Source organism: Pseudomonas sp. M2, assembly GCF_015751845.1.
Lineage (GTDB): Bacteria > Pseudomonadota > Gammaproteobacteria > Pseudomonadales > Pseudomonadaceae > Aquipseudomonas > Aquipseudomonas putida_E.
The window spans coordinates 5,532,875-5,556,849 of sequence record NZ_JADOUD010000001.1 but is presented as its reverse complement, the minus strand read 5'-3'; the positions used below and the strand labels follow the sequence as shown (position 1 = coordinate 5,556,849).

The following is a 23,975-nucleotide window of genomic DNA, read 5'->3' as shown; positions in this document are numbered from 1 at the left end:
CCATGAAACGCAGCCGAGGTTTCACCCTGATCGAACTGCTGGTGGTGATGGCGATCATCGCCACGCTGATGACCATTGCCATGCCACGTTACTTCAACAGCCTGGAAAGCTCCCGTGAGGCTGCCCTGCGCCAGAGCCTGGCGGTGCTGCGTGAGGCGCTGGACCACTACTACGGCGACACCGGCCGCTACCCCGACTCGCTGGAACAACTGGTCGAGCAGCGCTACCTGCGCAACACCCCGATCGACCCGATTACCGAACGCGGTGATGCCTGGCAACTGGTGCCGCCGCCAGAAGGGGTGGCCGGAGGCGTGGCCGACATCAAGAGCGGTGCGACAGGGAGGGCACGTGATGGCAGCCACTTCGCACAATGGTAAGGCCTGCAACGGCTTCACCTACCTGGGTGTATTGCTGCTGATCGCAGCCAGCAGCGTGGCCCTGGCGTCCAGCGGCACGCTGTGGTCCAGCGCGGCGCAGCGCGAAAAGGAGCGTCAGTTGCTGTGGGTGGGTGGCCAGTATGCCCAGGCACTGCGCAGCTATTACCGCGCTTCGCCAGGCCTGGCGCAGTACCCGCAGGCGCTGGCCGACCTGCTTGAGGACAACCGTTTTCCCGAGCCGAAACGGCACATCCGCCGGTTGTACCCGGACCCGGTCACCGGCAGTGATGAATGGGGGCTGTTGCGTTCGATCGACGGGCGTATCACCGGGGTGCACAGCCGCTCCGACGCCACCCCGTTCAAACGCAGCGGCTTCGACACGCAGTGGTCCGGCTTCGAAGGCCTCGAGCACTACAGCGACTGGCAGTTCGTCGCCGAGCAGGCTTTCAACGAAAGCGCCAGTGGCGCACAGACCCACAGCAGCCCGGGGGACGCGCCATGAAACGCCTGAACGTGTTTTGCCTGAGCCTTGGCCTGCTGCTGGCCGCCGGGGTATCCGATGTGGCGCAGGCCGATGCCGAAGACGAGATGAAGGGCTTTATCGTCGACAACACCATCTCGCACATCGGCCACGACTTTTACTACTACTTTGCCGACCGCCTGCGCGCCACCAGCCGCTTGGATTTCAACCTGGTGGTGCGAGAACGCCCGGATGCCCGCTGGGGCAGCCTGATCACGGTGGAGTTCGAGCGCGACGTGTTGTACCGCCGCTTTCTGCCACCCAACGTCACCCAACTGAAAGAAGAGGCCATCGCGGCCGCCGACCTGGTCAAGCAGGAGGTGATTCAACGCAAGCTGCAACGCCTGCTGCAAGACACCACTGATCTGGAGAGGGACGAGCTATGAACACGCGTATACCCCACTGCATCGCCGCCTGTCTCGTGGCCTGCGCCGTTACCGCCCAGGCCACGGAGCTGGTGTACACCCCGGTCAACCCGGCGTTCGGTGGCAACCCGCTCAACGGCACCTGGTTGCTGAACAATGCCCAGGCGCAGAACGACTATGACGACCCCGACCTCAAGGACCGCACCTCCGCCTTTGGCGGTACCTCGGCCCTGGAGCGCTTCAGCAACCAGCTGGAGTCGCGGATGTTGTCGCAGTTGCTGGACAACATCAGCAATGGCCAGACCGGCAGCATGGCCACCGATGCCTTCCTGATCGATGTGATCGATGACTCCGGTGCCCTGAGCATCAAGGTCACCGACCGCGTCACAGGAGAAATTTCGATCATTGAGGTCAGCGGCCTGAACCCCTGAGAGGGACGGGTTGTTATCTGGGGAGAGAACACCATGAAACGTCTGCTGAGCACTTTGCTGATCCTCGCCGCCCTGCAAGGCCTCCAAGGTTGCGGCCTGCGCGAACCGATGTCGGCCGAACAGGACTCGGAAAGCCCGACCCTGACCCCGCGCGCGTCGACTTACTACGACCTGATCAACATGCCACGCCCCAAGGGCCGGCTGATGGCGGTGGTGTATGGCTTCCGCGACCAGACCGGGCAATACAAGCCGACCCCGGCCAGCTCGTTTTCCACCAGTGTCACCCAAGGGGCGGCGAGCATGCTGATGGATGCCCTCAATGCCAGCGGCTGGTTCGTGGTGCTGGAGCGTGAAGGCCTGCAGAACCTGCTGACCGAACGCAAGATCATCCGCGCCTCGCAGAAAAAGGCCGACGTACCGGAGAACATCCAGACCGAGCTGCCGCCGCTGCAAGCGGCCAACCTGATGCTCGAAGGCGGCATCATCGCCTACGACACCAATGTGCGCAGCGGCGGGGAAGGGGCACGCTACCTGGGCATCGACATCTCCCGCGAGTACCGGGTCGATCAGGTCACGGTCAACCTGCGGGCGGTGGACGTACGCACCGGGCAGGTACTGGCCAACGTGATGACCAGCAAGACCATCTACTCGGTGGGGCGTAGCGCCGGGGTGTTCAAGTTCATCGAGTTCAAGAAGCTGCTCGAAGCAGAAGTGGGCTACACCACCAACGAACCCGCGCAGTTGTGCGTGCTGTCGGCTATCGAGTCGGCGGTAGGGCATTTGCTGGCACAGGGGATCGAGCGGCGGTTGTGGCAGGTGGCGGGGGATGCAGGGGATGGCAAGGCTGGGGTGGACAAGTACCTGAGCCAGTCTCAGGCGCAATGACCATGGAGACGAGATCGTCCCTCGCCGGTACAGCGGCGTCCGAGCGCGCTGTACCTCGAGGTGCCATCCTTGTCCACGTACAGCCTGCCTTCAGGACGTCGCCTTGGCAGGCTCCGGGATCCATGTTTTCTGCGCTTCACACTGAACGCCGATCTGCAGGTTGGTTTCGTCCCTATACGGGTTCCCTTTTTCGTCGATCAGGTAGAACACCTCATGCAGGTACTGCTTACCCTGCTTATCCCGGTAACATCTGAACGCCGTGTTCTCAGGGAAGACCTCGCGAATCTTCGAAAACTCGGTAGCGTGCCCTACCATCGCCTGGAACGCGTCATTGTCAAAACTGACCACCTTTCTCAAGTCGACGAAGTCCTGAAAGTACGCCTGCATATCCTTGCCCGAGCAGGTGCCGTGTTTTTGCCATTCATGCGCCAACATACCCTTGGGCTCGCGGGTAACGATGTCCCGCAGGGCTTTGTTGGCAAGCACTGCACTCATCTCATCGGCCCTCATTGCACAGGCTTCGCCGTTGGTGCAGTCAGGGGACTTGGTGCAGTACTGGGGGTGACGATTGGTGAGGTTGCCAATGCTTTCGCTGTAGGGCCAGACACCGTGGGTGAGAAAGCGTTGCGGTGCCTGGTCACAGCCTGGCGTTGAGGGCCGCATGATGCAGAAAGTTGGTTGCCAAGTGACGGAGTAGACCAGGTACTTGGCGGGCGGCGCATCGGCATAGGCCTCTTCATTGGCATCGAGCGCCATGACGCGGCTTGCCCCGAAGAGGGTCAGCACTAGCAGGATTGTGATCAACATGCGCATGGGTTCACTCCCTTGAACGAGGCCGCTCTGGTAGTGGCGGCGTCAGCCCAATTAACCGGGAACAGGAGGGCGCGCGTCTACTGGCAAAAATGTCGGGTGGCTATTTGACTGCATCACCCCGCCTTGCGCAAAGTCAGGTTGATCCGCCGCTCACCCATCCGCGGATGCACGCCCGGCTTGATCGGCAGTACGCCATGAAAGCGCAACCGGTCCTCACCTCCCCAGACCAGCACATCGCCATGGCTCAACGCTATTCGCCGGGTCTTGTCCGAGCGCTGGAAACCACCCAGCAGGAACACCGCCGGCAACCCCAGAGATACCGACACGATCGGCTGGCCGAAGTCCGCTTCGTCGCGATCCTGGTGCAGGCTCAGGCGGGTACCGGGCAGATAGTGGTTGACCAGGCAGGCATCAGGTACGAACGCGTCGAAGCCTGCCGCGGCCGCAGCACGCCCGGCCAGGTCAAGCAGAGCTTCAGGCAGGGCTGGCCAAGGTTCGCCGTTGGCTGGGTCGGTCGGGCTGTATCGGTAGCCCTTGGCGTCGCTGACCCAACCCAGCGAACCGCAGTTGGTCAAGGCCACCGCCATGTGCAGCCCGCCAGGCGTACGCATGTGCCGGAAGGGGGCTGCGCGAAGCACAGGGCGCAGAGCGTCGAGCAGCCGCTCGACTTGCGCAAGGGCGAAGCCGGGCAACAGCACGGTGTGGCTGGCCAGCCGTTGTGGCTGGGGGCCGAACAGGTCGAGATCGGACTGGATCATGGTCGTGATGTCGAGGGATGTGTGTGGCCATTCTAACCCGCTCAGCAGGCAGGCCAGGGTTTTTCACTGCTATAGAACACGGCGAGCCACACGGTATGGGTGCCTTGTGCGGTCCATTCCACGCGATGGCGGCAATGGGCCGGGATGTCCAGGCAATCACCCGGCGCCAGCAGCCGTGTGTAGGCTTCATGCTCGAGGCGCAGGCCGGCACTGCCGCTCAACAGCACGATCCATTCGCCTTCGGGCTGGTCGTACCAGAACCCGGCAGGGCTGCACTGGCCGCTTGAAACAATGCGCTCGATACGCAGGCCCGGGCGTTGCAGGAGGTCATCGACCCGTTCCGGTGTGGCAGGGTCACACGGTGGGAGGGTGGTCAGCACGTTGGCAGGTGTCATAGCGCATCTCGCTGTATGGGAGGTATTTCACTATGGACTGGATCGAAAGGTCGCGCGCTTCTTGACCACCTATCTCGAATGTAGGGATTTTCTGAGATTTATCGGCCGAACGGCAACGCCACTCCGATCAACGCGAACAAGCCCCCGCAGCACCGATTGAAACCCTTGCCAGCTTTGGCCAGCCAAGGCCTGATACGGAACGCCAACCGAGCCAGCAGGTATTCGACTACGAACTCCACGCTGGCGAAGGTGGCGGCCATGAGCACAAACTGCATGAGCAAGCCGCGCTGCGGGTCGATGAACTGCGGCAGGAATGCGCCATAGAACAGCAGCACCTTGGGGTTGGCCATGGCCGACAGCAGGCCCTGGCGGAACAGACCGGCATTGCTCAGCTTTGCGGGGCGCGTGTTCATTTCAAGGTGCAAGGCCGGGCTGCGCCAGAGCGTAATCCCCAACCACACCAGGTAGGCGCCACCTACCCACTTCAATACCGTCAGCAATGCCGCTGACGTTTGCAGCAGGGCCGTCAGGCCGAACATGGCTAGGGCGATCAGCGCGCTGAAGCCGAACACACCGCCAACGATGGTGAACAAGGTACGGTGAGCGCCATACAGCGCGCCATGGGTCAACGCCAGTAAGCTGTTCGGCCCTGGGGTCAGCGACAGGCCGATGCTTGCCAGCAGGTAAATGAGCCAGGTATCCAGAGCCATGCAACGCGCCTTTTTCGATCAGTGTTCAGGTGTCCAGTCTAAGCGACGGCGTGGCTGGGGCAGGGTATGATCTGGACATTCGAAGGTACTTTCTGGACATCCTCGCATGGCCCCCGATATTCGCCTGCTGATCCTGCCCTTGCCGGATTTCGCGTTGCTGCCCTTTGGCGCATTTCTGGACAAGCTGCGTTTCAGCGCCGATGACGAAGATTACAGCCGCCAGCGCTACTGCAGCTGGACACTCGGCGGGCTGACCGGGGAACCTGTGGTTTCCAGCAGCGGCGCGGTGGTGCAGGTGGCGGCGATTACCGATTCGCTGGCGCTGGAGGGTTTCGATTACCTGGTGCTGTTCGGCAGCCGCAACGCGCAGGCAACTGCCGGGTTGGCTCCTCGCTACAAGAGCCTGCTCAAGCGCGCAGCCAGGGCTGGGGTGAAATTGGTCGGCGTCGACAACGCGGTTTTCCTGCTGGCGGCCTGTGGTTTGCTGGAGGCGCACAGGGTGGTTGTGCACTGGCGTCACGAAACCGAGTTCCGCGCATTGTTCCCGCACCTTCAGGTACTGCGCGAGCAGCTGTACTGCATCGATGGGGCCCGTATTACATGCGCCGGTGGCACGGCAGCCATCGACCTGGCGGTGGCGCTGCTGTCAGAGGCCTGTGGCCGCGCTCGCGCGCTCAAGGGGTTGGCCGACATGCTGGTGGATGAGACCCGTGACAGCCGCCATGCCCTGCGCTCGCTGGAGGCCGGCGCAGGGCAGGGGCGCCAGGTGCAGCGCGCGCTGGCGTTGATGCGCCACCATATGGGGGCGCGCCTGTCCATCGAGCGATTGGCGGCAGAGCTGGGGATCAGCCGGCGGCAACTGGACCGCCAGTTCCAGGCCAGCCACGGCATGAGCGCCAAGGCCTGGTGGCTGGAAATGCGCCTGCAACAGGCCCGCTGGCGGCTGTGCAACTCCAGCCATGGCCTGGCACAGATTGCCGAGGAAGTAGGGCTTGGAGATGCCAGTTACCTGGGCAGGCGCGTGCGACAGCGCTTTGGTTGCACCGCGCAGGCGCTGCGCAAGGCGGCTCATTGCGGCGTGCCGAACAACGCCGTCCAATAGATGCCCGCATCGCTCTTGGGGTCCACTGCATAGGCAGCCCCTATTTCGCGGAAGTCTGGGTTCATCAAGGTTGCGCAATGCCCAGGGCTGGCCAGCCAGCCATCTACCACCTTTTGTGCCGAGTCACGCCCGGCTGCGATGTTCTCGCCAATCTGCTGGTACAGGTAGCCGGCCAGTTCGGCACGGTCACCCGGCGTGCGGCCGTCGCGGTCGATGTGGTCGAAGAAATTCTGGTTGGCCATGGCCCTTGTATGGTTGGCCGCCACCCCCGCCAGCACGGTGCTCCAGCCAAGCGCGGGTGCTGCGGCAAAGGGTTGGCCGCCGCATTGTCGTGGGGCCTTGCGCGCAGCGTTGATCGCCTGCAGCACATTTTGCCCCTCTGCCTGCCAGTCGCCCAGGCGCCCGCTGAGCAATGGGCGCGCCAGTACGATGCGCCAGTCGCGGCCTTCCTGGCTGACGCCAATGTCGACGAACTGCGGGTCGAGCACCACCTGGCAGAAGCTTTCCTGGATGGCATGCATCGCGGCGCGGGCGTCGCGCGGGCCGGACAGGCTGATCGCCTGTACGTTGACCATGGGGTAGGCCGCGCGGGTCATGGCCTGCTGCAGGTCGCGCGTACCTTCGGGCGACAGCGCCAGGCGGGTGTCGCTGTTGAGCGGCGGCAGCTCGAGCGATGCTCCATCGCCGCAGGGTTGGGCCTGGCTGCGGTAGGCATTGATCGAATCGATCAGTTGCGCCTCTTCGCCGTTGGCAGCCAGGCTCGAAGTCGAAACGGCCAGGCTTAACGACAAGGCGGCAACGGATGACAGGACGCGCATGTGGATCTCCCTGTGACTGGCAGCGTCTTGGTATGCGCTGCTCATCCTACACAAGCCCAAGGCTTTTGGCCCGGTGTCGTGCAAAGCAATGAAAACAAAACACCAGCAATGGCTTGCAGGCGACAAAAGAGGTGGTAGACCGCGGGTTGCCTGAAAAGTGCGATGCGTTGCCCATCATTGTCGGGGCTTGAGTTTGACTGCGCGCTGTGTGCAAACGTTCGCCGGTGTCAGGGGCTGCGCAACAGTCACCCGGCTCAGCGCGCCAACGCCGGGTTGGGTTTGTAGAACAGAAAGAGCCTTGTCTGGGCGGTCCTGCGGTAGGCTTTGGCCCAGTCGGGGCGCACTGTGCGGTCATGGAAGTAAAGCGCGCCGCCGGTGGTGTCTTTGAGCTGCTGGTTGAGCGCCTTGCGCGCGATCTCCTTGGCGATGTCGTAGCGCTGCGGCTCCTCGACCTGGTCGGAGCGCCCGTCACACCACCAGGAAAACTGGCAGGACTTGCTTTCAACCCCTTGCTTGACCACACCACAGATGGTGTTGGGGAAACCGTCCTTGCCAAGGCGGTTGAGCACCACGCTGGCCACAGCGCTCATGTCTTTTTCATCGGCACCTTTGGCTTCCCAGTAGATCGTGCGTGCCAGGCAGGTGATGCTGTCGTCCAGCGGCGCCTGGCCTGCGGGGTCGACTGCCTTGACTTCACTGGGCGTCAGGGTTTCGGCTTTTTTCGGTGCTGGCGCATCGTCGGCCACCTTCTCTTCAAGCACCTCGGCCTTTTCCTCGGCAACAGTGGCCTTGGCAGTGTCGGCGGCATTCAATGGGCCTGCGAGCAGGGCCGAGGTGAAGCCGATCACCATCCACGATAGGCGCATGGTCCAGGTTCCGAAGTGTTTGCTGATCCTCAGTCTAGCCAAGCGTTTTCAATTGAGCGAAAGCATTAACATCAAGGGTAGGGTCACCGCGGCGGCCACGGTCTGCAAGGCGATGATGGTCGCCATCAACGGTGCGTTGCCGCCCATTTGCCGCGCCATGACATAGGACGACGATGCTGTAGGCAATGCCTGGAACAGCACCGCCACCACCGCCGCCTGGCCGCTCAGGCCGAGCAGGCGGCACAGGCCCCAGGTGGTCAGCGGCATGACCAGGAACTTGAACGTCGAAGCCGCCAGCAGCGGGCGTACCTGTTGGCCGACGCTGGCGCCGCCCAGTGCTGCGCCGACACACAAAAGGCCCAGGGGCAGGGCGGCCTGGCCCAGCGCCTTGACTGTTGGCTCGATGCCGGCAGGGAGCCCCAACCCGGTGACGCGCAGCAGCAGCCCGCCAGCACACCCCACGATCAACGGGTTGGCGAAGATCGCCCGCAGCACGGTGACCGGGGAACTGTGGCGTGCGCTGAAACGGGCGAACACCAGCACGCAAAGCAGGTTCACCAATGGCACGATGGCGGCGTTCGCCACCGCCGCCAGGGCAATGCCCGCACTGCCGTAGAGCCCGGCGGCCAGGGTGGCGCCAATATAGTTGTTGAACCGCACGCCACCCTGGAACACCGAGGTGAAGTCTGCGCCATCGTGGTTCACCGCACCTTGATACAGCACCAGCAGCGCGGCGCCGAGCAAGGTAGAGAGCATCAGCACGCCGACCATGCCCAGCACCGGCACCCCGTCCAGGTTGGCGGTGGCCAGGCCATGAAGGAACAGCGATGGCAGCAGCACGTAGTAGCTCAGGCGCTCGGCACCAGGCCAGAAGGTTTCAGCCAGAAAACCGCGTACGCGCAAAAATGTGCCCAGGGCGATCAGCAGGATGATGGGAGCCAGCGTGGTCAGCAGGAGGTGGAGCATGGGCGGGATCCGTGGCCGGGTAACGGCCACAGGTTAGCGCGGCTGGCGGGTTGGTAAAAACGCTTATTTGGGCTTTGCAGAGTACGCTGACCGGTTCCGGTAGGAAGTATTTCATTCTGTGGCTGGATTGAATGCCTGCCAACCTGTGCAGTCCCACCTGTTATGTGGGTATGACACCCGCTCACCTCAAACCATGGAGATACATCATGAAAGCACTGGTATTCAGCGCCTTGCTGGCCTCGGCCGGCCTCGCCCAGGCAGCGCAGACCGTGGAACTGAAGCTGGCCGCCGCGGACGGCCCGGGCAAAGTGATCGGCACCGTCAGCATCGAGCAGAGCAAGTACGGCGCCGTGCTCACCCCGGACCTCAAAGACTTGCCACCGGGTGTGCACGGCTTCCACCTGCACCAGAAGCCTTCTTGCGCACCTGCCGAGGAAAATGGCAAACCTGTGCCTGCAGGTGCAGCGGGCGGCCACTGGGATCCGGACTCGACCAATGCACACAAGGGCCCTTACGACGATAGCGGCCACCGCGGCGACCTGCCGGCGCTGTATGTGGGCGCAGATGGCAAGGCCACCTACCCGGTACTGGCGCCACGCCTGAAGGCTTCGGACTTCAAAGGGCACGCGCTGATGGTGCATGCAGGGGGCGACAACCACAGTGACCACCCCGAGAAGCTCGGTGGCGGCGGTGCACGGGTCGCTTGCGGGGTGGTTCAGTAGGCTGCCTCAAGGCTGGCGCTCGGCCACAGCCCGAAGAGTGCGCAGCGTCACTACCGGCGCATCCACCACGAAGCGGTTGGCCAGCCAGCCTGGCACATCCCCGGCCGGATCGGCCTGTAGCTGATAAGTGACCTCGGTCGTGCGCTCGCCCAGCGGCTTCATGACCCACTCGCCACTGAGGTGCTGCACACGGATCAGCCCCGGCTGCTCCGGCAACTTGTTCGGCTCGGCACTCAAGTGGCGTACCAGGGTGCCGTCGTCGAGCCGTTCGCTGGTGACTTTGAGAATGACGTCGCGCGGCAGGGTAGGCCATGGCAAGTCGGTGGTCAGGTAGACCCAGGTGCTGTCGCCCGCGACTTCCAGCAGGCGCATCTGCGCGCAGGCATACAGCCATTTACAGGCGACACGTAGATTTTCCTGCAGGTCGGTGAGGGTGCGCACGCTGGCCTGCATGGTGCTGACCCCGCGGAACTGCTGATAGGGTGAGCCGGTCACGCCGCGCAGGTACACGCGAATGCCTTCGCGGTCGTAAGCCAGGCTCCAGTCATCAGCAGCTTGCACGCAGGTGAAGGCCAACAGGGCAGCAAACAGGGTACTGCGGTTCATGGCGTGCACCGCGAAGTGGGTAGGCCCTTGAGTATGTGCGGCAAACACAAAGCCCGCCAGGTGGCGGGCTCTGCTACAGCATTCAGGCCTTAACGCTGCGGGTTCAGCGTCAGGTGCACGTGACGGTTCACGTCTTTGTACAGCAGGTAGCTGAACTTGCCTGGGCCGCCGGCGTAGCAGGCTTGCGGGCAGAATGCGCGCAGCCACATGAAGTCGCCCGCTTCCACTTCAACCCAGTCCTGGTTCAAGCGATAGACCGCCTTGCCTTCCAGCACGTACAGGCCGTGTTCCATGACGTGGGTTTCAGCGAACGGAATCACACCGCCCGGCTGGAAGGTCACGATGTTGACGTGCATGTCGTGGCGCATGTCGGCCATGTCGACGAAGCGGGTGGTGACCCAGCGGCCTTCGGTACCCGGCATTTCGATGACGGTGGCGTTGTCGCGGTGGGTAACGAACGACTCAGGGATATCCAGGCCTTCAACCTTCTGGTAGTGCTTGCGCAGCCAGTGGAAGGTGACGTTGGACTTGCTGTTGTTGCGCAGGCTCCACTCGGCGCCCGGGGCAAGGAATGCGTAACCGCCCTGGCCCAGGGTGTGGTGCTTGCCTTCGACGGTGATGTCGATTTCGCCTTCGACGACGAATACGACGGCTTCGGCATTGGGGTCCAGTTCAGGACGCTCGCTGCCGCCTTCCGGGGCCACTTCGACGATGTACTGGGCGAAGGTTTCGGCAAAGCCGGTGAGTGGGCGGGCGATGACCCACATGCGCATCTTGTCCCAGAACGGCAGGTGGCTGGTGACGATGTCACGCATCACGCCTTTGGGAATGACGGCATAGGCTTCGGTGAACATGGCACGGTCAGTCAGCAGCTCGGTTTGAGCCGGGTGCCCACCGTGGGGGGCGAAGTAGGAGTGATTCGACATGAACGATCTCGACTTGTTGTTCTCTCCCCATGCCTTGGACCACACCGGCCGGTGCGTGCAGGGGATGCACTGACAGCATAGGGGCCAGCCCCACACATCCACAAATTAAATGTTGGAATGCTCGGTATTTGGTTGCTGAATGCCAGGCCGCTACGCTGTGCTTGCCCTTGCCCAGGGTTTCCCCCGGGCTGTCGGCACAGTCAATCAACCCGCTCAGCCACCAGTAGCAATGACTGCGGCCCTGTACTCTGTGGGTGTTGCGGCTCCTGCAGGCTCGCCAACCTGAAACCTGCCATTTCCAGCGCGTTCAACCAGCTGGCCAGGGTGCGGAAGTACCAGGGCATCGGCTGCCACTTGCCGGCAACACCGGCAAACGATTCCTCGCGCCAGCCATCCTGGTAATCACCGTGCGCCTCACTCCAGGGGTGCAGTGTCTGGATCACCAGCGCACCGCCGGGTGCCAGCAGTGCGCCAAGCGCCGCCAGCAGGGGGATGATGTCTTGTTGCAACAAGGCGAAGTTGCTGCAGATCAGGTCGTAACCGCTGCCAATCTCCACCGCGCGATTGCACAGCTGCTCATAGCTTGCCAGGTGCACCTGTGGCGAGCCGGCTACCCGTGCCGCCTCGACCAGCGAAGCATCGCCATCCACCCCGGTGGCGTCGATGCCACGCTCGGCCAAGGCGCGCAGCAGCCACCCTTCACCACAGCCCAGGTCGAGAACATGTTCGGGCTGGCGGCCGAGTATGGCCACAAGGATGGCTTGATCGGTGACTTGCCGGCGGCTTTCGATGGCGCCGCTGCGCACGGCTTCGATCCAGCTTTTGGCGTTTTGCTGCCAGCTGAGGCGCAGGGCTGTTTCAGGTGAGGGCATGGTGGCCTCCGGGTTTGCCTGCGAAAAGACCGGTGCTTACCACCTCAATGTCCATACTTGCCAACAAGGCTCTGCGCACCTAACGCATGCCCTTGCAGCAACTCCATCAGACCATTGCGGTCCAGCCCATCGGGCAATACGCCGATGGGTATGTCAGTGGCTATCAGTGTCAACGCGTAGTGGTGCGGGTTATCCCCGGCTGGCGGGCACGGCCCACGGTAGGTGAGGGTGCCGCGCGAATTGCGGCCCACGGTCACACCCTTGGTGGTCAAGGCGTACTTGCCTTCTTCCAGGCTACCCAGTTCAGGGTCGATGTTATAAGCGACCCAATGCACCACCCCGATACCCTTGCCGCCGTCCGGGTCGAACATCACCAAGGCCAGCGAGCGCGTGCCGGCAGGCAAGTTCGTCCAGCTCAACTGCGGGGAACGCTGCTCGCCAGCACCGCAGGCCGGGTCGGGCCCGACCTGCTGCAGGGCGATGACACCACCATCGGTGAAGGATGACGAGCTGATCGACAGTGCACCGGAGCCGCTGCCCGCGGCCAGTACAGTGCAAGGCAGCAGCGCGGCGAACAGCCAGGGTTTGAGGTTCATGGCGATTCCTTGGCAGGGCGATTCGCCGCAGTGTAGCCCAGGCTGCCTTCAGCGGCTGTCCTGGTCCTCGGCAGTGCCACCGGTATGCCCGGCGCCAGACCCCGTTGCTTCGCCAGTGCTGTTGGAGCCGCCTGCGGCGCCATCGGCCGCATCGCCGCCGGTGTCGGCGCTGTCGTTGTCCTGGCTGCTGCCGGGGCTGTTGACGCTGCTGCCCTCACCGGCAGTCTTGCCGCCTTGCTGGTCGGTTTTCGGGTAGGTGTCGGTATTGGTGTTCGAGGTATCGGAAGCAGCGAAACTGGTTGCCGAGCCCAGGCCCAGGGCGAGCGTGAGGAGCAGGGGGAGGGGACGAATGCGGATCATGGCGAATCTCCTGTGCGGATGATCTGTCATTCGTTTGGCTGGCCGGTGATTGCGGGGTGCCCTTGGGGCGACGGGCGGTCACCATAGAGGGCTGCCCGGCAGCCCCCTGGGTTCAGTGTGCGTTGACGCTTGGCGCCTGCGCCTCTGCCGGCTCCAGCGGCGGGTGCTCCTGCGCCGCCTGCTTCAGGTCTTCGGTCACCCGTAATTCGGCGCCAGTCGGCGAGAACGTGGTCGAGGCGGTGAACGGTGCCGGGTGCTCCGCCGCCGGGCGTTTGCCCCGGCGCCACAGGAAAAAGCACACCATGCCCAGGTTGACCACTGCAAAGGCCCAGAACAGCCCCGCCTCGCCAAACTCGGTCATGGCCGGCGAAATCGCCAGCGGGGCCATGGCCGAACCCAGCGAGTTGATCAGCAGCAGGCCCTGGATCATCGGCACCAGCGCATCGGACGGGGCCCGGTCGGCCGCATGGCTGACCGCCACCGGGTACAGCGTGAACACCCCACCACCGAGCAGGAACAGCATCACCGGCAGCAACGATGACTGCGACGGCAGGAACACGGTGATCAGCGACAGCACCACGCAAAGCGCTGCCAGGGCGATCAGCACATCCTGGCGGTCCTTGCGGTCGGACCAGCGCCCCACCGGATACTGCAGCAGCATGGCGCCGAGGATCACCCAGGCCATCATGTTGCCGACTTCGCCCACGTCCAGGCCGATGCGCTGCAGGTACAGCGGCAGCAAGGCGTAGATCCCGGCGATGGCCACGCCTGAGCCGAAGCAGCCGACCAGCCCGGAAGGCGCCACACCCAGCAACTGGCGCGGCTTCAACGGTTCGACCTGGTCCAGCAGCGGCGATACCCGCGGCAGGATCACGATCGGCAGCACCGACAACGCGGCGAGCATGCCGGCCAGCATGAACGGAGCGCTGTCACCCAGGTGAGTGATTTCGCCCAAACCGGCCTGGGCAATCACCCCGGCGCCGTAGAAGGCAATCATGTACAGGGCCAGCAGCCGGCCGCGGATTTTCGCGTCGCCCGCCAGCAGCAGCCAGCTCTCGATCACCAGGAACACACCGACCGCCGCCCAGCCGTTGATCAGGCGCAGGATCGACCACCAGGTGGTGTCGTAGAAAAGGCCCTGCAGCAGGATGGTCGCGGCGATCAGCGCGGCGAAGCTTGAGTAGGCGCGGATATGGCCGATGCGCAGGATCAGCCGGTCGTTGAAGATCGCGCCCAGGGTCAGGCCCAGGAAGTAGCTCGACGAGACGATACCGATCATCGTTGCCGATTCACCGGCAGCGCCAAGGCGCAGGGTAGTCAGGGAAGACATGAAACCGTTGCCCAGGGCAATGATGAAAAGCCCGAGCAGGGGCGCCAGCGCCATGGCCAGCAAACGCGCAGACATACAAACCTCAAGTTGGAGTGGCGGTTGGGAGCGCCTTTTCGAACGCGCACGCCAAACAGGCCCAATGAGGGCCGCAAGGCTGCACGGGTGTGCCTGGGCTGGATGCGACCTGGGCAAGACTCAACCGCTGGCCGCACAAAGAGCTGGGCCGGGCGGGGTCGGTTGAGCCTATTTCACATGGACGGGCATGTGCTCAGGCACGGACTCTGTCGTTGCTGCCGGTTGCCACCGTTCAAGGCGACGGGCGAAAAGGAGGCGCGATTCTACGGCCTGCGAGGGGTTTGCCCAAGGGGGTGTAGAGTGCGACAGGACGCCGCAGGTCGGAATACTTCGGCTTCGTGTCTGGAGCCGACATTGTGTGGGGCTGCTTTGCAGCCCAATCGCTGGCAAGCCAGCTCCCACCCCGACAGCGTGATCCCAAGCATACTGCTGTCCCTGTGCCGGCTTGCCGGCGATAGGGCTGCAAAGCAACCCCGCGATGTTGAAGGCTGCGGCATACTGTCGCCCAAACGCTCCAAGGAAGGCCCACCCCATGCTCGCTTCACTGTTCGCCGTTCTGGCCCCTGTCTTCATCGTCGCCGGCATCGGCTACGCCTGGGCCCGCAAGGGCCTGGACTACCCCACCGCGTTCGTCGCCCGCATGGTCATGACGGTGGGCACCCCTTCGCTGGTGCTGTCGACCCTCAGCCGCACCGAGCTGGACCCGGCAGCCTTCACCAGCATGGCAATGGCCTGCCTGCTGTGCACGCTGGCGATGGCGTTGGGCGGCTGGCTGGTGTGTCGCGCCTCGGGCCAGCACTGGCGCGTGCTGATGCCAGCGTTCATGTTCCCCAATACCGGCAACATGGGCCTGCCCATCAGCCTGTACGCCTTCGGCGAGCATGGGCTGGCGTTGGCGGTAGCGTTCTTCCTTACCCTGTCGATCGTGCAGTTCACCCTCGGCATGGCCATCGCCGGTACGGCGGCCTCGTTCAAGGCGCTGTTGCGCAACCCCATCGTCATCAGCCTGGCTGGGGCCATGCCGATCATCTTCCTGGACTTCGAGCTGCCGCGCTGGCTGGCCAACACGGCAGACCTGCTCGGTGGCATGTCGATCCCGCTGATGTTGCTGACCCTGGGTGTATCGCTGGCGAGCATCCGCGCGCAGCACATTGGCAGCGGCCTGGTGCTGGGCGGCCTGCGCATCGTGCTGGGGGCGGCGGTGGGTTGGGCAGTGGGCATGGCACTGGGGCTGGAGCAGATGGAGCGCGCGGTGCTGATGCTGCAGTCGGCCATGCCGGTGGCGGTGTTCAACTACCTGATGGCAGTGCGCGCCAACCGTGAGCCGGAGCAGGTGGCCAACCTGGTGATGTGCTCGACAGTGCTGTCGTTTGCCTGGTTACCGCTGGTGCTGGCCTGGTGGCTATGACGGGACCGGCCCCGCGAAAGGGCCGGTAGGCACCCTCATTTATCAAACAGGCGCTCGTGCACCCAGCCCTTGTTGGTCAGCACCATCGCCCGTGTCTCCGTGGCCGGGGTCTGGTTGGTGGCCACGGCCTCACGCAGCGGGGGGATGTTCGCTTGCACTTCGTTGTTAGCCGCCCAGGCTGGCAGGCCGGTGATCGTGTAGGCATAGGTGACGTTGGAAATCGTCTGGCCCATCACTTCACCCGGCTCGGTGAAACGCTCGATCGCAGTGACCTGCGCCTTGCCGAAACAAAGCCCGCCGCGGGTGCTGCCGTTGAGCATCTTCTGCGCATCGGCCTTGTAGTACTTGCGGCCTTCAGCGGTAAGGTCGTAGGCGTAATAGATGTCGGTGCGTGCCGGCTGCCACAGGCGTTCCGGCACTTCGGTGCGGGAGATTTCCTTCTCGCTGACCACGCCGACTTGCGCCAGCGCATGCAGCGCCTTGTTGGTGCCGTTGGTATCGAAGTCCTGGGTCTTGGCGGGGAAAGATGTGACCAAGAAGCAATGGGGGTACTGGGTGTCGAGGTAGGCCTGCGCTGCTTTCTGGAAATGGGTTTCGCTGGTGTCCGTGGTGTCCGAGCAGCCGGCCAGAGTGGCCAGCAGCGCCAGCGGTACGAGCTTCCTGTACATGATCAAGCGTCCTTGGATGGCGAAGATAAAACCGGTGGGTCAGAATTAGAACCCACGGGCTAGAGCGGCGCAATCGTGGCAGGACGGCATCTCGACGCGGTTCTCAGATTCACCCAGCGCGGGGCCAGTCATTTTTCATCACGGGTATCGATACTCACCACCACCGACATCCCCGGGCTCAGGCGCCTCGCCGCTGGCTGGTCGGCATCGACAGTGATCCGCACGGGTATCCGCTGGGCGATCTTGACGAAGTTGCCGGTGGCGTTGTCGGCCTGCAGCAAGGCGAACTCGGAGCCTGTGGCCGGTGAAATCTGCTGCACATGGCCCCGCAGCTTCAGGTGGTTGAGGGCGTCCACGGTGAAGGTCACCGGCTGGCCGATGCGCACATTGGCCATTTGGGTTTCCTTCATGTTGGCAATCACCCACACGGTATCGGGCACCAGCGCCATCAGTTGTGCGCCGGAGTTGACGTAGGCGCCCAGGCGGGTGCCGATCTGCCCAAGCTGGCCATCACGCGGCGCAGTGACCCGGGTGTTGTCGAGGTCGATGCGGGCCAGCTCCACGGCCGCCTTGGCGTTTTCAACCGAGGCCTCTAGCGCGGCGCGGTTGACGATGACCGTCTCGCGGTCCTGGCGGGCGATGGCCAGCGCGGCCTTGGCCTGGGCCAGGGTGGCGACGGCAGCAGCCTGGCTGGCGCGGGTGACGTCCAGGTCGCGGCGCGACACCGAGCCATCGCTGACCAGCGCCTGGTTGCGGCCAAGATCGGCGCGGGCCTTGTCCGCCTGGGCCTTGGCATCGCCAATGGCGGCCTGGCGCTGGGCGATGGTGGCTTCGGCGCTATTGCGCTGCTGCAGGTTGTTGGCCAGCGCCGCCTGCTCCTGTTGCAGTTGGGCGATGGCCTGGGCCAGGCGCTGTTTGTAGATGCGGTCGTCCAGTTGCACCAGCAAGTCGCCGGCCTTGACGAACTGGAAGTCATGCACAGGCACATCGACCACGTAGCCGCTCAATTGCGGCCCGATGATGGTGACCTGGCCGCGAACCATGGCGTTTTCGGTACTTTCGATGGCACTGCCGAACGGCGGCAGGCGCCAGGCATAGAGCACCAGCAGGATGCCGGCCAGGGCCACGCAGGCGAACATGACCGAAGACAGGATGCGCACCCGTCGCGTGCGTACCGGGCTGGTCGGTTCGCTGGGCGGTGTGGCGCCTTCCGGGGTTTCGGCAAGGGCAGTGGTGGTGGTTGTGCGGGTTTGGTCGGTCATCGGTTGGCAGTACCGCTGGTGGAGTCGGGTGAAGCGGCCTGGCGGGCTGTGTACCACAGCCAGGAACCGCGGATACAAATCCAGATCATGGTGAGGATAGCGATGCTGCCGATCAGCATGAACACATCGTTGTAGGCCATGACGTTGGCCTCACGCGTGGCCGCGTTGGCCAATACGCGCAGCCCGGCCTCGCTGCGCAGGGCCGGGTCGGCGAGGATGCCGGCATAACCACTGCCGCCGCTTTGCACGCGGGCGCTGACCAGCGGTTCGAGGTAGCTGAGGCGGTCGACCAGGTGGCTGGAATGGAATTTTTCGCGCCAGGTCTGGAAGGTACCCAGCAGCGCGGCGCCGATCAGGCCACCGAGGTTGTTGCAGATGCCGAACAGCACCGAGAAGCTCACCAGGTTGCGCGGGTTGGCGCGCACGTGGCTGATGCCCAGGGCCATGGACGGGCCGAGGAAGAAGGTACTGCCAAAGGCCAGCAGGAACTGGCTCAGGTACATCTGCGCCGGCCGCGTTAGGTTGCTCGAACTGCTGTCCATGAACGCCCCGGTGGCCATGGCCAGCAACGAGATCAACAGCGGGAGCACCAGGTGGTTGGGGCTGATGGTCAGCGCGCTGCTGGCCAGGCCCGCCACCGCGCCGAGCAGCATCACCCAGTACAGCGTGCGCATCTGCTCGCTGCCCATGTTCAGCACTTGCAGAAAACCCACGGCGCCGGTGGACTGCTCGGAGGTGACCATGCGGATCAGGATCACGCACAAGCCCAGGCGGATGATCGCGCCGCTGCCCAGCCAGCGCGTCATCAGCAGCGGGTTCTGGCGGTTGTGCTCGATGGCCAGGCCGCTGAACACCAGGGCGATCGACGCTGCCAGGGCGACCCCGATCCATGGCGCCTCCAGCCACCACTCGATGCGCCCCAGCGACAGGGCGGCGCACAGCAGGGCGGTGCCGCCGGCCATCAGGGTGAAGGTCAGAAAGTCCAGCGGCTCGAAGGTTTTGAAGCGGTCGCCCGGGGGCAGCTTGAGCAGCAGAACGCAACCCAGCGCGGCCAGCGCCAGGCCCAGTTCGAACAGGTACAGGCCGCGCCATTCAGCGATTTGCAGCAGGTCTTCGGAGAAAATCCGCGCCAGCGGCAGGGCCAGCTGCGAGGCACCCAGGCCCAGCACCATGGCCTTGAGGCGCCACTGCGCCGGGAACGCCTGGATCATGTAGTACAGGCCCAGCGAACTCAGCGCGGCACCCACCATGCCGTGGGCGGCCCGCACGGCGATAGCCGAGTTGAGGTCGTTGACGAACAGGTGGGCGAAGGTGACCAGTGCATAGAGCACCAGAAACACTTCAGTGAAGGCGCGCAGGCCGAACTGCTGGCGAAACTTGACCAGCAGCAGGTTGATCGACACGTTGGTCATCACGTAGGCGGCAGGCAGCCAGGCCATTTCTGCGGTGGTTGCGCCCAAGGCACCCTGCAGAAACACCAGGTTGGCGGTGACCAGCGCATTGCCCAGGCCGCCGGTGATCGCCACCAGCAGGCCGACCACACCGAAGGCCAGGCGTTTGGCCGGGGTATGCAAGGGCGTGGAAGGGGAACCGGGCAGGCTCGGCTTTTCGTGCGGGAGCCACTGGTGAGGGGTGTATTTATCCATGGCGCAGACTGTACCCACAGGCCCTACGGCCAGCAAGCCGGCTCTCACTGGGTTTGCGCTGAGCTTTAGAGCAGCGGGGTACTTGTGGGAGCCGGCTTGCCGGCGATAGGGCCAGTACAGGCGCTATAGGGCTCTGGCCAGAAACTCGGCTGTGCGGCTTTCAGCACACCCCGCCACATCCCGAGGCGTACCACTCACCACCACCGTGCCCCCCGTATCCCCAGCCCCCGGCCCAATGTCGATCACCCAGTCGCTCTGCGCTACCACGCGCATGTCATGTTCGACCACCACCACACTGTGCCCGCCGTCGACCAGGCGGTTGAGCTGCACCAGCAAGCGGTCGATGTCCTGCGGGTGCAGGCCGTTGGTGGGCTCATCCAGCACATACAGCGTGGCGCCGCGGGCGGTGCGCTGCAGTTCGGTGGCCAGCTTGATGCGCTGCGCCTCGCCGCCGGACAGCTCGGTGGCCGGCTGGCCCAGGCGCAGGTAGCCCAGGCCGATGTCCTGCAGCACCTGCAGGCAGCGCCGGGCCGGGAGCTGTTCGGCAAACACTTCAAGCGCCTGGTCGACGGTCAATTGCAGCACCTGGGCGATGGTCATGCCTTGCCATGTCACGGTCAGAGTCTGTGGGTTGTAGCGTGCGCCGTGGCAGGTCGGGCAGGGCGCATAGACGCTGGGCATGAACAGCAGCTCGACACTGACGAAGCCTTCGCCCTCGCAGGTCGCGCAGCGGCCCTTGGCGACGTTGAACGAGAAGCGCCCGGCATCGAAGCCAAGGGCCTTGGCCTGCTCGGTAGCGGCGAACAGCTTGCGCACATGGTCGAACAGCCCGGTGTAGGTGGCCAGGTTGGAGCGTGGCGTGCGGCCGATGGGTTTCTGGTCGACCTGCACCAGCCGCTTGATGCGCTCCAGCCCCGCGCTCACGCGCCCGCTGCTGGGCTGCTCGGGCGCGTCTTCAAGGCTCTGTTCCTCGGCCTCGGCCGGCTGTACTGCATGGCCCAGGTGTGCACTCACCAGCTCCAGCAAGGCCTGGCTGACCAGGCTCGACTTGCCCGAGCCGGAAACGCCAGTGACCGCGGTGAAGCAGCCCAGCGGAAACTGCGCACTGAGCTCACGCAGGTTGTTGCGGGTAATGCCTTCAAGCCGCAACCAGGCCTGCGCCGGGCGTGGTGTGCGGCTGGCCGGCTGTTGCCCGGCGAACAGGTAGGCGCCGGTGCGCGACGCCGCAACCTGTGCAAGGCCCGGTGGCGGGCCGCTGTAAAGCACCTGGCCGCCGTGTTCACCCGCCGCAGGGCCGACATCTATCAGCCAGTCGGCCCTGCGCATGGTGTCCAGGTCGTGCTCCACCACATACACCGAGTTGCCCGCCTGTTTTAGCCGCTGCAGCGCCTCGAAAAGCGCCTCGCTGTCGGCCGGATGCAGCCCGGCTGACGGCTCGTCGAGCACATAGATGACGCCAAACAGCTGCGAGTTGAGCTGGGTGGCCAGGCGCAGGCGCTGCAGTTCGCCGGAAGAAAGCGTCGGTGTGCTGCGCTCCAGGGCCAGGTAGCCGAGCCCCAGGTCGATCAGCGGCGCGATGCGCTCCAGCAACTCGTGGGCGATGCGCTGTGCGGCCAGGCGTTTTTCCAGCGTCAGGGTGTCTTCATGCTGCTCCAGGTAACCGGGTGCCGCCACTGTGCGCAACACCTCGGCCAGTGCCTGCAGCGGCAGGCGCGACAGCTCGCCGATGTCGCGGCCGGCGAAGGTGACTGCCAGCGCTTCACGCTTCAGGCGTTTGCCCTGGCACAGCGGGCAAGGGCTGGGGCGCATGAACTGGGAGACCCGTTTGCGCATCTGCGCACTCTGCGAATGCATGAACGTGTGCATCACATAGCGCCGGGCACCGCTGAAGGTGCCCTGGTAGCTGGGTTCGAGCTTGCGCTTGAGCGCGGTGCGGGTCTGCGCCGGGGTGAGGCCGGCGTACACCGGTACGGTGGGTGTCTCGTCGGTGTAGAGGATCCAGTCGCGTTGCTCTTGAGGCAATTCACGCCAGGGAATGTCGACGTCGTAGCCCAGGGTCACGAGAATGTCGCGCAGGTTCTGCCCCTGCCAGGCCATTGGCCAGGCTGCCACCGCCCTTTCACGTATGGTTAGCGACGGGTCGGGGACCATGGTCGCCTCGGTCACCTCATAGACCCGGCCCAGGCCATGGCATTCGGGGCAGGCGCCCTGGGGCGTGTTGGGCGAAAAGTCCTCTGCATACAGCATCGGCTGGCCCGCCGGGTAGCTGCCGGCGCGGGAGTAGAGCATGCGGATCGAACTGGCAAGGGTGGTGACGCTACCCACCGACGAGCGTGCACTAGGGGTGCCGCGTTGCTGCTGCAGGGCCACGGCTGGCGGCAGGCCCTCGATGGCGTCGACATCCGGCACGCCGACCTGGTCGATCAGGCGCCGGGCATAGGGCGCGACCGATTCGAAGTAGCGGCGCTGGGCTTCGGCGTAGAGGGTGGAGAAGGCCAGCGAGGACTTGCCTGAGCCAGAGACGCCGGTGAATACCACCAAGGCGTCGCGGGGGATGTCGACGTCGATGTTCTTGAGGTTATGCTCACGGGCGCCACGTACGCGGATGAAGCCTGGCGGGGTGGGGTGGCGTGGTGGCATGGGGCTTTCCTTCGCGGGGGGCAAGCCTCAAGTTTGCACCATTTGTGCGGGTAGTGCAGGCCTCAGGAGCGCTGCTCACGTGTCCCCAGCACGTCGCGGATGTTGTCCACCACATTACTGTCCTTGATCACATCGCTCAGCCAGCCCTCGAGCGGCATGTTGCCCCACTTGATGGCGCGCTCTATCAGATACGGTACCGGGCTTTGCGGCTCGGTCTGTTTGAAGAACTGGGCAATGCCGGCGAGCATCGTGAAGGCTTCGTCGCGGGTCAGTGGCGTGGTGCGCATGGGCGCAGGCGCTGCGGCCTGAACGGGCGTATTCATAGGTTCACCTGGCTCGCTGGCTGCGCTGAGGGTGACGGCAGGCTCTGGCTCTGCGGCGACAGGGTGCAGTTCGACGCCGCGGTCCTTGAGCAGTTTCTCTGCCAGTTGGCTGGCCCGCGACAGCATGTCGGCGAGGCTGGCAAAACTTGGCGCTTCGGTACCGAACAGGCGGTCGGTGGTCGCTTGCAGGCGTTGGCAGGCCTGCAGGCTGGCAGCGATCTGCACCGCTTTGGCCTGCAGGTGCTCGGTGTCGCTGAGCACCACCGAGCGCTGGAAGATCTCGGCGTTGATCTTGCCCTCGTTGAGCGCGGTTTGCATCGCCTTGGGGTTCTGCAAGGCAAGGTTTTCTACATGGCGTGATTCGTCGTAACGCAGCACGCCGAAATTCTGCCCTTGGGTAATGGGCAAGCCACCGACAATGTCGGTGAGGGTGGTCTTGAGCCAGGACAGCCGCGCAGCGCGCTCGTCCAGGCCGTCTTCGAGTGACGGGTAGGCACTCTCCCAGAATGTTTCCAGGATACGTTCGCACAGGGTCAGGCCGAAGGTGATGCCTTGGAAGTGATCGCGCTGGGCCAGGCCTTCGTTGAGCCAGGCGACCAGCATCAGGTCCTTGCTCTGCTGCTCAAGCCCTTGGGCCGACAGGTTGATGACCTTTTCCCAGTCGGCGGTTTTCAGGTCGGTCTGCCAGTCGCCCTGGGTCAGGTAGTCAGGGTCTGCCCGGCGCGCCTCCTTGATCTGGTCGAACAAGGCAGAGAAGCTCAAGTCTTCGCCGCTGCCACCGTCGATCGGCGCGGCCAGCTCGGCCAGCGAAAGGCCGTTGAGGAATTCAGGCATAAAACACTCTGATCAGGGGTGAAGAGCAACGTGCCGGGAGGCCCGGCACGCCGCAGGGTATGGGCCGCTTGCGCGGCCCAGGCCAAACAAGTGCTTAGGCAAACACTTTGTTCGCGGTGCGGTCCCAGCCACCGACGATGTTGCCGCCAGCCTGGCCGTCGGTACGGTTCTGCTGGGTGTAGGTGGTTTTGATGCGGGCGAAGTTGAAGCTGATTTCTTCAATCGGCAGGTCGCTTACCGCTTTGTCTTCACCGCCCTGGTTGCCACCGGCGACGAACTTGACCGAGGACACCACCACTTCTTCCATGTCGATGGTCAGGTAGGTGACCTTGTCACCACCGGCACGGTTGACGTTCAGCTTCAGCTTGGCGATGTGCTTGCCGGTGCAGCAGTGCTCGAACAGTTTGGCCGAGGCCTTGTCGACTGCCTTGCGGATCTTGAAGTCGGTCAGCGACACGCGCTCGGAGGATGCACCGCCCGAGGAGCTGGCAGTGGCCGAAGTGGCCTGGGTGGCGCCGTACTCGTAGCCCAGCACTTCGATCCAGTCCTTGTGTTTTTCATCCAGAACTTCGCCCGGGATGCCGTCGATTTGGATATACGCGTCAAATGCCATTGTAAAACTCTCCATTAACATCAATTAAAGGCCGCTCATGCGCCCCTTCGTGTTGACCTCGCCGAACCTGTCAGCAGAGGTAGCTTGC

Annotated in this window: 27 protein-coding genes; 8 read left to right on the top strand and 19 right to left on the bottom strand. The window is 64.1% G+C overall.

The features are described 5' to 3' along the window. Nucleotides 1-2 precede the first annotated feature (2 nt). Genes IWW33_RS25695 through IWW33_RS25675 form a run of 5 tightly spaced genes read left to right on the top strand, consistent with a single transcriptional unit; the run spans nucleotide 3 to nucleotide 2,578 of the window. Nucleotides 3-377: a type II secretion system protein gene (locus tag IWW33_RS25695; RefSeq protein ID WP_039601767.1), complete on the top strand. Its 375-nt coding sequence runs from the start codon at nucleotides 3-5 to the stop codon at nucleotides 375-377. After that, nucleotides 352-879 (top strand): type II secretion system protein, encoded by a 528-nt coding sequence (locus IWW33_RS25690; RefSeq protein ID WP_046787659.1) that lies wholly within the window; start codon nucleotides 352-354, stop codon nucleotides 877-879. Before IWW33_RS25695 ends, IWW33_RS25690 begins: the two co-directional genes overlap by 26 nt. Beyond that, nucleotides 876-1,283: a curli production assembly/transport protein CsgE gene (gene csgE, locus IWW33_RS25685; protein WP_115274982.1), complete on the top strand. Its 408-nt coding sequence runs from the start codon at nucleotides 876-878 to the stop codon at nucleotides 1,281-1,283. Before IWW33_RS25690 ends, csgE begins: the two co-directional genes overlap by 4 nt. Continuing rightward, entirely contained in the window at nucleotides 1,280-1,693 is a 414-nt protein-coding gene (locus IWW33_RS25680; RefSeq protein WP_012314333.1) for a curli assembly protein CsgF, read from the top strand. Before csgE ends, IWW33_RS25680 begins: the two co-directional genes overlap by 4 nt. A gap of 33 nt (nucleotides 1,694-1,726) precedes the next feature. Beyond that, on the top strand, nucleotides 1,727-2,578 hold the full coding sequence (locus IWW33_RS25675; protein ID WP_046787657.1) for a CsgG/HfaB family protein: 852 nt from the start codon (nucleotides 1,727-1,729) through the stop codon (nucleotides 2,576-2,578). A gap of 90 nt (nucleotides 2,579-2,668) precedes the next feature. Here IWW33_RS25675 and IWW33_RS25670 read toward each other — a convergent pair whose 3' ends face one another. The 4 genes from IWW33_RS25670 to IWW33_RS25655 form a co-directional block, all read right to left on the bottom strand. Beyond that, nucleotides 2,669-3,391 (bottom strand): ribonuclease, encoded by a 723-nt coding sequence (locus IWW33_RS25670; RefSeq protein WP_115274981.1) that lies wholly within the window; start codon nucleotides 3,389-3,391, stop codon nucleotides 2,669-2,671. Nucleotides 3,392-3,504: 113 nt separating this feature from the next. After that, complete coding sequence (gene alkB, locus IWW33_RS25665; protein WP_046787656.1) at nucleotides 3,505-4,149, bottom strand: DNA oxidative demethylase AlkB; 645 nt, start codon at nucleotides 4,147-4,149, stop codon at nucleotides 3,505-3,507. Nucleotides 4,150-4,190: 41 nt separating this feature from the next. Further along, on the bottom strand, nucleotides 4,191-4,544 hold the full coding sequence (locus tag IWW33_RS25660; protein ID WP_115274980.1) for a cupin: 354 nt from the start codon (nucleotides 4,542-4,544) through the stop codon (nucleotides 4,191-4,193). Between the two features lie 98 nt (nucleotides 4,545-4,642). After that, on the bottom strand, nucleotides 4,643-5,254 hold the full coding sequence (locus tag IWW33_RS25655; protein ID WP_174141515.1) for a LysE family transporter: 612 nt from the start codon (nucleotides 5,252-5,254) through the stop codon (nucleotides 4,643-4,645). A gap of 106 nt (nucleotides 5,255-5,360) precedes the next feature. Between IWW33_RS25655 and IWW33_RS25650 the strand changes: the two genes are divergently transcribed. Then, the gene (locus IWW33_RS25650) at nucleotides 5,361-6,356 is read left to right on the top strand and encodes a helix-turn-helix domain-containing protein (protein WP_119688966.1); all 996 of its coding nucleotides are present in this window, start codon (nucleotides 5,361-5,363) and stop codon (nucleotides 6,354-6,356) included. On the opposite strand, the gene IWW33_RS25645 is transcribed toward IWW33_RS25650, so the two are convergent. From IWW33_RS25645 to IWW33_RS25635, 3 genes are all read right to left on the bottom strand, one after another. After that, a complete protein-coding gene (locus tag IWW33_RS25645; protein ID WP_119688967.1) occupies nucleotides 6,323-7,174 on the bottom strand; it encodes a CAP domain-containing protein in 852 nt (283 codons plus the stop codon). The genes IWW33_RS25650 and IWW33_RS25645 overlap by 34 nt on opposite strands. Before the next feature lie 254 nt (nucleotides 7,175-7,428). After that, entirely contained in the window at nucleotides 7,429-8,040 is a 612-nt protein-coding gene (locus tag IWW33_RS25640; RefSeq protein ID WP_046787649.1) for a cell wall hydrolase, read from the bottom strand. 48 nt (nucleotides 8,041-8,088) lie between these two features. Next, a complete protein-coding gene (locus IWW33_RS25635) occupies nucleotides 8,089-9,006 on the bottom strand; it encodes an AEC family transporter (RefSeq protein ID WP_046787648.1) in 918 nt (305 codons plus the stop codon). 206 nt (nucleotides 9,007-9,212) lie between these two features. Here IWW33_RS25635 and sodC point away from each other — a divergent pair, with 206 nt between their 5' ends. Next, nucleotides 9,213-9,728, top strand: coding sequence for a superoxide dismutase family protein (sodC, locus tag IWW33_RS25630; RefSeq protein WP_046787647.1), 516 nt, complete (start codon nucleotides 9,213-9,215; stop codon nucleotides 9,726-9,728). Between the two features lie 6 nt (nucleotides 9,729-9,734). Here the strand turns inward: sodC and IWW33_RS25625 are convergent, their stop codons facing one another. The 6 genes from IWW33_RS25625 to IWW33_RS25600 all read right to left on the bottom strand — a co-directional run bounded on the left by IWW33_RS25625 (nucleotide 9,735) and on the right by IWW33_RS25600 (nucleotide 14,493). Next, nucleotides 9,735-10,334 carry an START domain-containing protein gene (locus IWW33_RS25625; RefSeq protein WP_046787646.1) on the bottom strand — a complete coding sequence of 200 codons (600 nt, stop codon included), beginning with the start codon at nucleotides 10,332-10,334 and terminating at the stop codon, nucleotides 9,735-9,737. A gap of 89 nt (nucleotides 10,335-10,423) precedes the next feature. Beyond that, nucleotides 10,424-11,260 carry a bifunctional allantoicase/(S)-ureidoglycine aminohydrolase gene (locus tag IWW33_RS25620; RefSeq protein WP_012314347.1) on the bottom strand — a complete coding sequence of 279 codons (837 nt, stop codon included), beginning with the start codon at nucleotides 11,258-11,260 and terminating at the stop codon, nucleotides 10,424-10,426. 200 nt (nucleotides 11,261-11,460) lie between these two features. Then, nucleotides 11,461-12,132 carry a class I SAM-dependent methyltransferase gene (locus tag IWW33_RS25615; RefSeq protein WP_174141517.1) on the bottom strand — a complete coding sequence of 224 codons (672 nt, stop codon included), beginning with the start codon at nucleotides 12,130-12,132 and terminating at the stop codon, nucleotides 11,461-11,463. A gap of 44 nt (nucleotides 12,133-12,176) precedes the next feature. After that, nucleotides 12,177-12,728: a YbhB/YbcL family Raf kinase inhibitor-like protein gene (locus IWW33_RS25610; protein ID WP_174141518.1), complete on the bottom strand. Its 552-nt coding sequence runs from the start codon at nucleotides 12,726-12,728 to the stop codon at nucleotides 12,177-12,179. A 48-nt stretch (nucleotides 12,729-12,776) separates the two neighbouring features. Further along, nucleotides 12,777-13,088 carry a hypothetical protein gene (locus IWW33_RS25605; RefSeq protein ID WP_174141519.1) on the bottom strand — a complete coding sequence of 104 codons (312 nt, stop codon included), beginning with the start codon at nucleotides 13,086-13,088 and terminating at the stop codon, nucleotides 12,777-12,779. A 112-nt stretch (nucleotides 13,089-13,200) separates the two neighbouring features. Then, nucleotides 13,201-14,493 carry an MFS transporter gene (locus IWW33_RS25600; RefSeq protein ID WP_174141520.1) on the bottom strand — a complete coding sequence of 431 codons (1,293 nt, stop codon included), beginning with the start codon at nucleotides 14,491-14,493 and terminating at the stop codon, nucleotides 13,201-13,203. Between the two features lie 532 nt (nucleotides 14,494-15,025). Here IWW33_RS25600 and IWW33_RS25595 point away from each other — a divergent pair. Continuing rightward, a complete protein-coding gene (locus IWW33_RS25595) occupies nucleotides 15,026-15,901 on the top strand; it encodes an AEC family transporter (RefSeq protein WP_046787642.1) in 876 nt (291 codons plus the stop codon). A 35-nt stretch (nucleotides 15,902-15,936) separates the two neighbouring features. Here the strand turns inward: IWW33_RS25595 and IWW33_RS25590 are convergent, their stop codons facing one another. The 6 genes from IWW33_RS25590 to IWW33_RS25565 form a co-directional block, all read right to left on the bottom strand. Then, nucleotides 15,937-16,569: a hypothetical protein gene (locus IWW33_RS25590; RefSeq protein WP_174141521.1), complete on the bottom strand. Its 633-nt coding sequence runs from the start codon at nucleotides 16,567-16,569 to the stop codon at nucleotides 15,937-15,939. 128 nt (nucleotides 16,570-16,697) lie between these two features. Then, complete coding sequence (locus IWW33_RS25585) at nucleotides 16,698-17,831, bottom strand: HlyD family secretion protein (RefSeq protein WP_174141522.1); 1,134 nt, start codon at nucleotides 17,829-17,831, stop codon at nucleotides 16,698-16,700. Further along, nucleotides 17,828-19,477: an MFS transporter gene (locus IWW33_RS25580; protein WP_046787639.1), complete on the bottom strand. Its 1,650-nt coding sequence runs from the start codon at nucleotides 19,475-19,477 to the stop codon at nucleotides 17,828-17,830. The genes IWW33_RS25585 and IWW33_RS25580 overlap by 4 nt, the downstream gene beginning before the upstream one ends. Before the next feature lie 123 nt (nucleotides 19,478-19,600). Next, nucleotides 19,601-22,117: an excinuclease ABC subunit UvrA gene (gene uvrA / locus IWW33_RS25575; RefSeq protein ID WP_196914426.1), complete on the bottom strand. Its 2,517-nt coding sequence runs from the start codon at nucleotides 22,115-22,117 to the stop codon at nucleotides 19,601-19,603. A gap of 62 nt (nucleotides 22,118-22,179) precedes the next feature. After that, nucleotides 22,180-23,274 carry a type VI secretion system protein TssA gene (tssA, locus tag IWW33_RS25570; protein ID WP_039602990.1) on the bottom strand — a complete coding sequence of 365 codons (1,095 nt, stop codon included), beginning with the start codon at nucleotides 23,272-23,274 and terminating at the stop codon, nucleotides 22,180-22,182. A 94-nt stretch (nucleotides 23,275-23,368) separates the two neighbouring features. Beyond that, nucleotides 23,369-23,887, bottom strand: coding sequence for a type VI secretion system tube protein Hcp (locus IWW33_RS25565; protein WP_012314358.1), 519 nt, complete (start codon nucleotides 23,885-23,887; stop codon nucleotides 23,369-23,371). Nucleotides 23,888-23,975: the final 88 nt, after the last annotated feature.

What these genes read in the sequence shown, in the direction of transcription:
- IWW33_RS25695 (WP_039601767.1), top strand. Translation starts at nt 3, where the DNA reads ATGAAACGCAGCCGAGGTTTCACCCTGATCGAACTGCTGGTGGTGATG.
- IWW33_RS25690 (WP_046787659.1), top strand. Translation starts at nt 352, where the DNA reads ATGGCAGCCACTTCGCACAATGGTAAGGCCTGCAACGGCTTCACCTAC.
- csgE (WP_115274982.1), top strand. Translation starts at nt 876, where the DNA reads ATGAAACGCCTGAACGTGTTTTGCCTGAGCCTTGGCCTGCTGCTGGCC.
- IWW33_RS25680 (WP_012314333.1), top strand. Translation starts at nt 1,280, where the DNA reads ATGAACACGCGTATACCCCACTGCATCGCCGCCTGTCTCGTGGCCTGC.
- IWW33_RS25675 (WP_046787657.1), top strand. Translation starts at nt 1,727, where the DNA reads ATGAAACGTCTGCTGAGCACTTTGCTGATCCTCGCCGCCCTGCAAGGC.
- IWW33_RS25670 (WP_115274981.1), bottom strand. Translation starts at nt 3,391, where the DNA reads ATGCGCATGTTGATCACAATCCTGCTAGTGCTGACCCTCTTCGGGGCA.
- alkB (WP_046787656.1), bottom strand. Translation starts at nt 4,149, where the DNA reads ATGATCCAGTCCGATCTCGACCTGTTCGGCCCCCAGCCACAACGGCTG.
- IWW33_RS25660 (WP_115274980.1), bottom strand. Translation starts at nt 4,544, where the DNA reads ATGACACCTGCCAACGTGCTGACCACCCTCCCACCGTGTGACCCTGCC.
- IWW33_RS25655 (WP_174141515.1), bottom strand. Translation starts at nt 5,254, where the DNA reads ATGGCTCTGGATACCTGGCTCATTTACCTGCTGGCAAGCATCGGCCTG.
- IWW33_RS25650 (WP_119688966.1), top strand. Translation starts at nt 5,361, where the DNA reads ATGGCCCCCGATATTCGCCTGCTGATCCTGCCCTTGCCGGATTTCGCG.
- IWW33_RS25645 (WP_119688967.1), bottom strand. Translation starts at nt 7,174, where the DNA reads ATGCGCGTCCTGTCATCCGTTGCCGCCTTGTCGTTAAGCCTGGCCGTT.
- IWW33_RS25640 (WP_046787649.1), bottom strand. Translation starts at nt 8,040, where the DNA reads ATGCGCCTATCGTGGATGGTGATCGGCTTCACCTCGGCCCTGCTCGCA.
- IWW33_RS25635 (WP_046787648.1), bottom strand. Translation starts at nt 9,006, where the DNA reads ATGCTCCACCTCCTGCTGACCACGCTGGCTCCCATCATCCTGCTGATC.
- sodC (WP_046787647.1), top strand. Translation starts at nt 9,213, where the DNA reads ATGAAAGCACTGGTATTCAGCGCCTTGCTGGCCTCGGCCGGCCTCGCC.
- IWW33_RS25625 (WP_046787646.1), bottom strand. Translation starts at nt 10,334, where the DNA reads ATGAACCGCAGTACCCTGTTTGCTGCCCTGTTGGCCTTCACCTGCGTG.
- IWW33_RS25620 (WP_012314347.1), bottom strand. Translation starts at nt 11,260, where the DNA reads ATGTCGAATCACTCCTACTTCGCCCCCCACGGTGGGCACCCGGCTCAA.
- IWW33_RS25615 (WP_174141517.1), bottom strand. Translation starts at nt 12,132, where the DNA reads ATGCCCTCACCTGAAACAGCCCTGCGCCTCAGCTGGCAGCAAAACGCC.
- IWW33_RS25610 (WP_174141518.1), bottom strand. Translation starts at nt 12,728, where the DNA reads ATGAACCTCAAACCCTGGCTGTTCGCCGCGCTGCTGCCTTGCACTGTA.
- IWW33_RS25605 (WP_174141519.1), bottom strand. Translation starts at nt 13,088, where the DNA reads ATGATCCGCATTCGTCCCCTCCCCCTGCTCCTCACGCTCGCCCTGGGC.
- IWW33_RS25600 (WP_174141520.1), bottom strand. Translation starts at nt 14,493, where the DNA reads ATGTCTGCGCGTTTGCTGGCCATGGCGCTGGCGCCCCTGCTCGGGCTT.
- IWW33_RS25595 (WP_046787642.1), top strand. Translation starts at nt 15,026, where the DNA reads ATGCTCGCTTCACTGTTCGCCGTTCTGGCCCCTGTCTTCATCGTCGCC.
- IWW33_RS25590 (WP_174141521.1), bottom strand. Translation starts at nt 16,569, where the DNA reads ATGTACAGGAAGCTCGTACCGCTGGCGCTGCTGGCCACTCTGGCCGGC.
- IWW33_RS25585 (WP_174141522.1), bottom strand. Translation starts at nt 17,831, where the DNA reads ATGACCGACCAAACCCGCACAACCACCACCACTGCCCTTGCCGAAACC.
- IWW33_RS25580 (WP_046787639.1), bottom strand. Translation starts at nt 19,477, where the DNA reads ATGGATAAATACACCCCTCACCAGTGGCTCCCGCACGAAAAGCCGAGC.
- uvrA (WP_196914426.1), bottom strand. Translation starts at nt 22,117, where the DNA reads ATGCCACCACGCCACCCCACCCCGCCAGGCTTCATCCGCGTACGTGGC.
- tssA (WP_039602990.1), bottom strand. Translation starts at nt 23,274, where the DNA reads ATGCCTGAATTCCTCAACGGCCTTTCGCTGGCCGAGCTGGCCGCGCCG.
- IWW33_RS25565 (WP_012314358.1), bottom strand. Translation starts at nt 23,887, where the DNA reads ATGGCATTTGACGCGTATATCCAAATCGACGGCATCCCGGGCGAAGTT.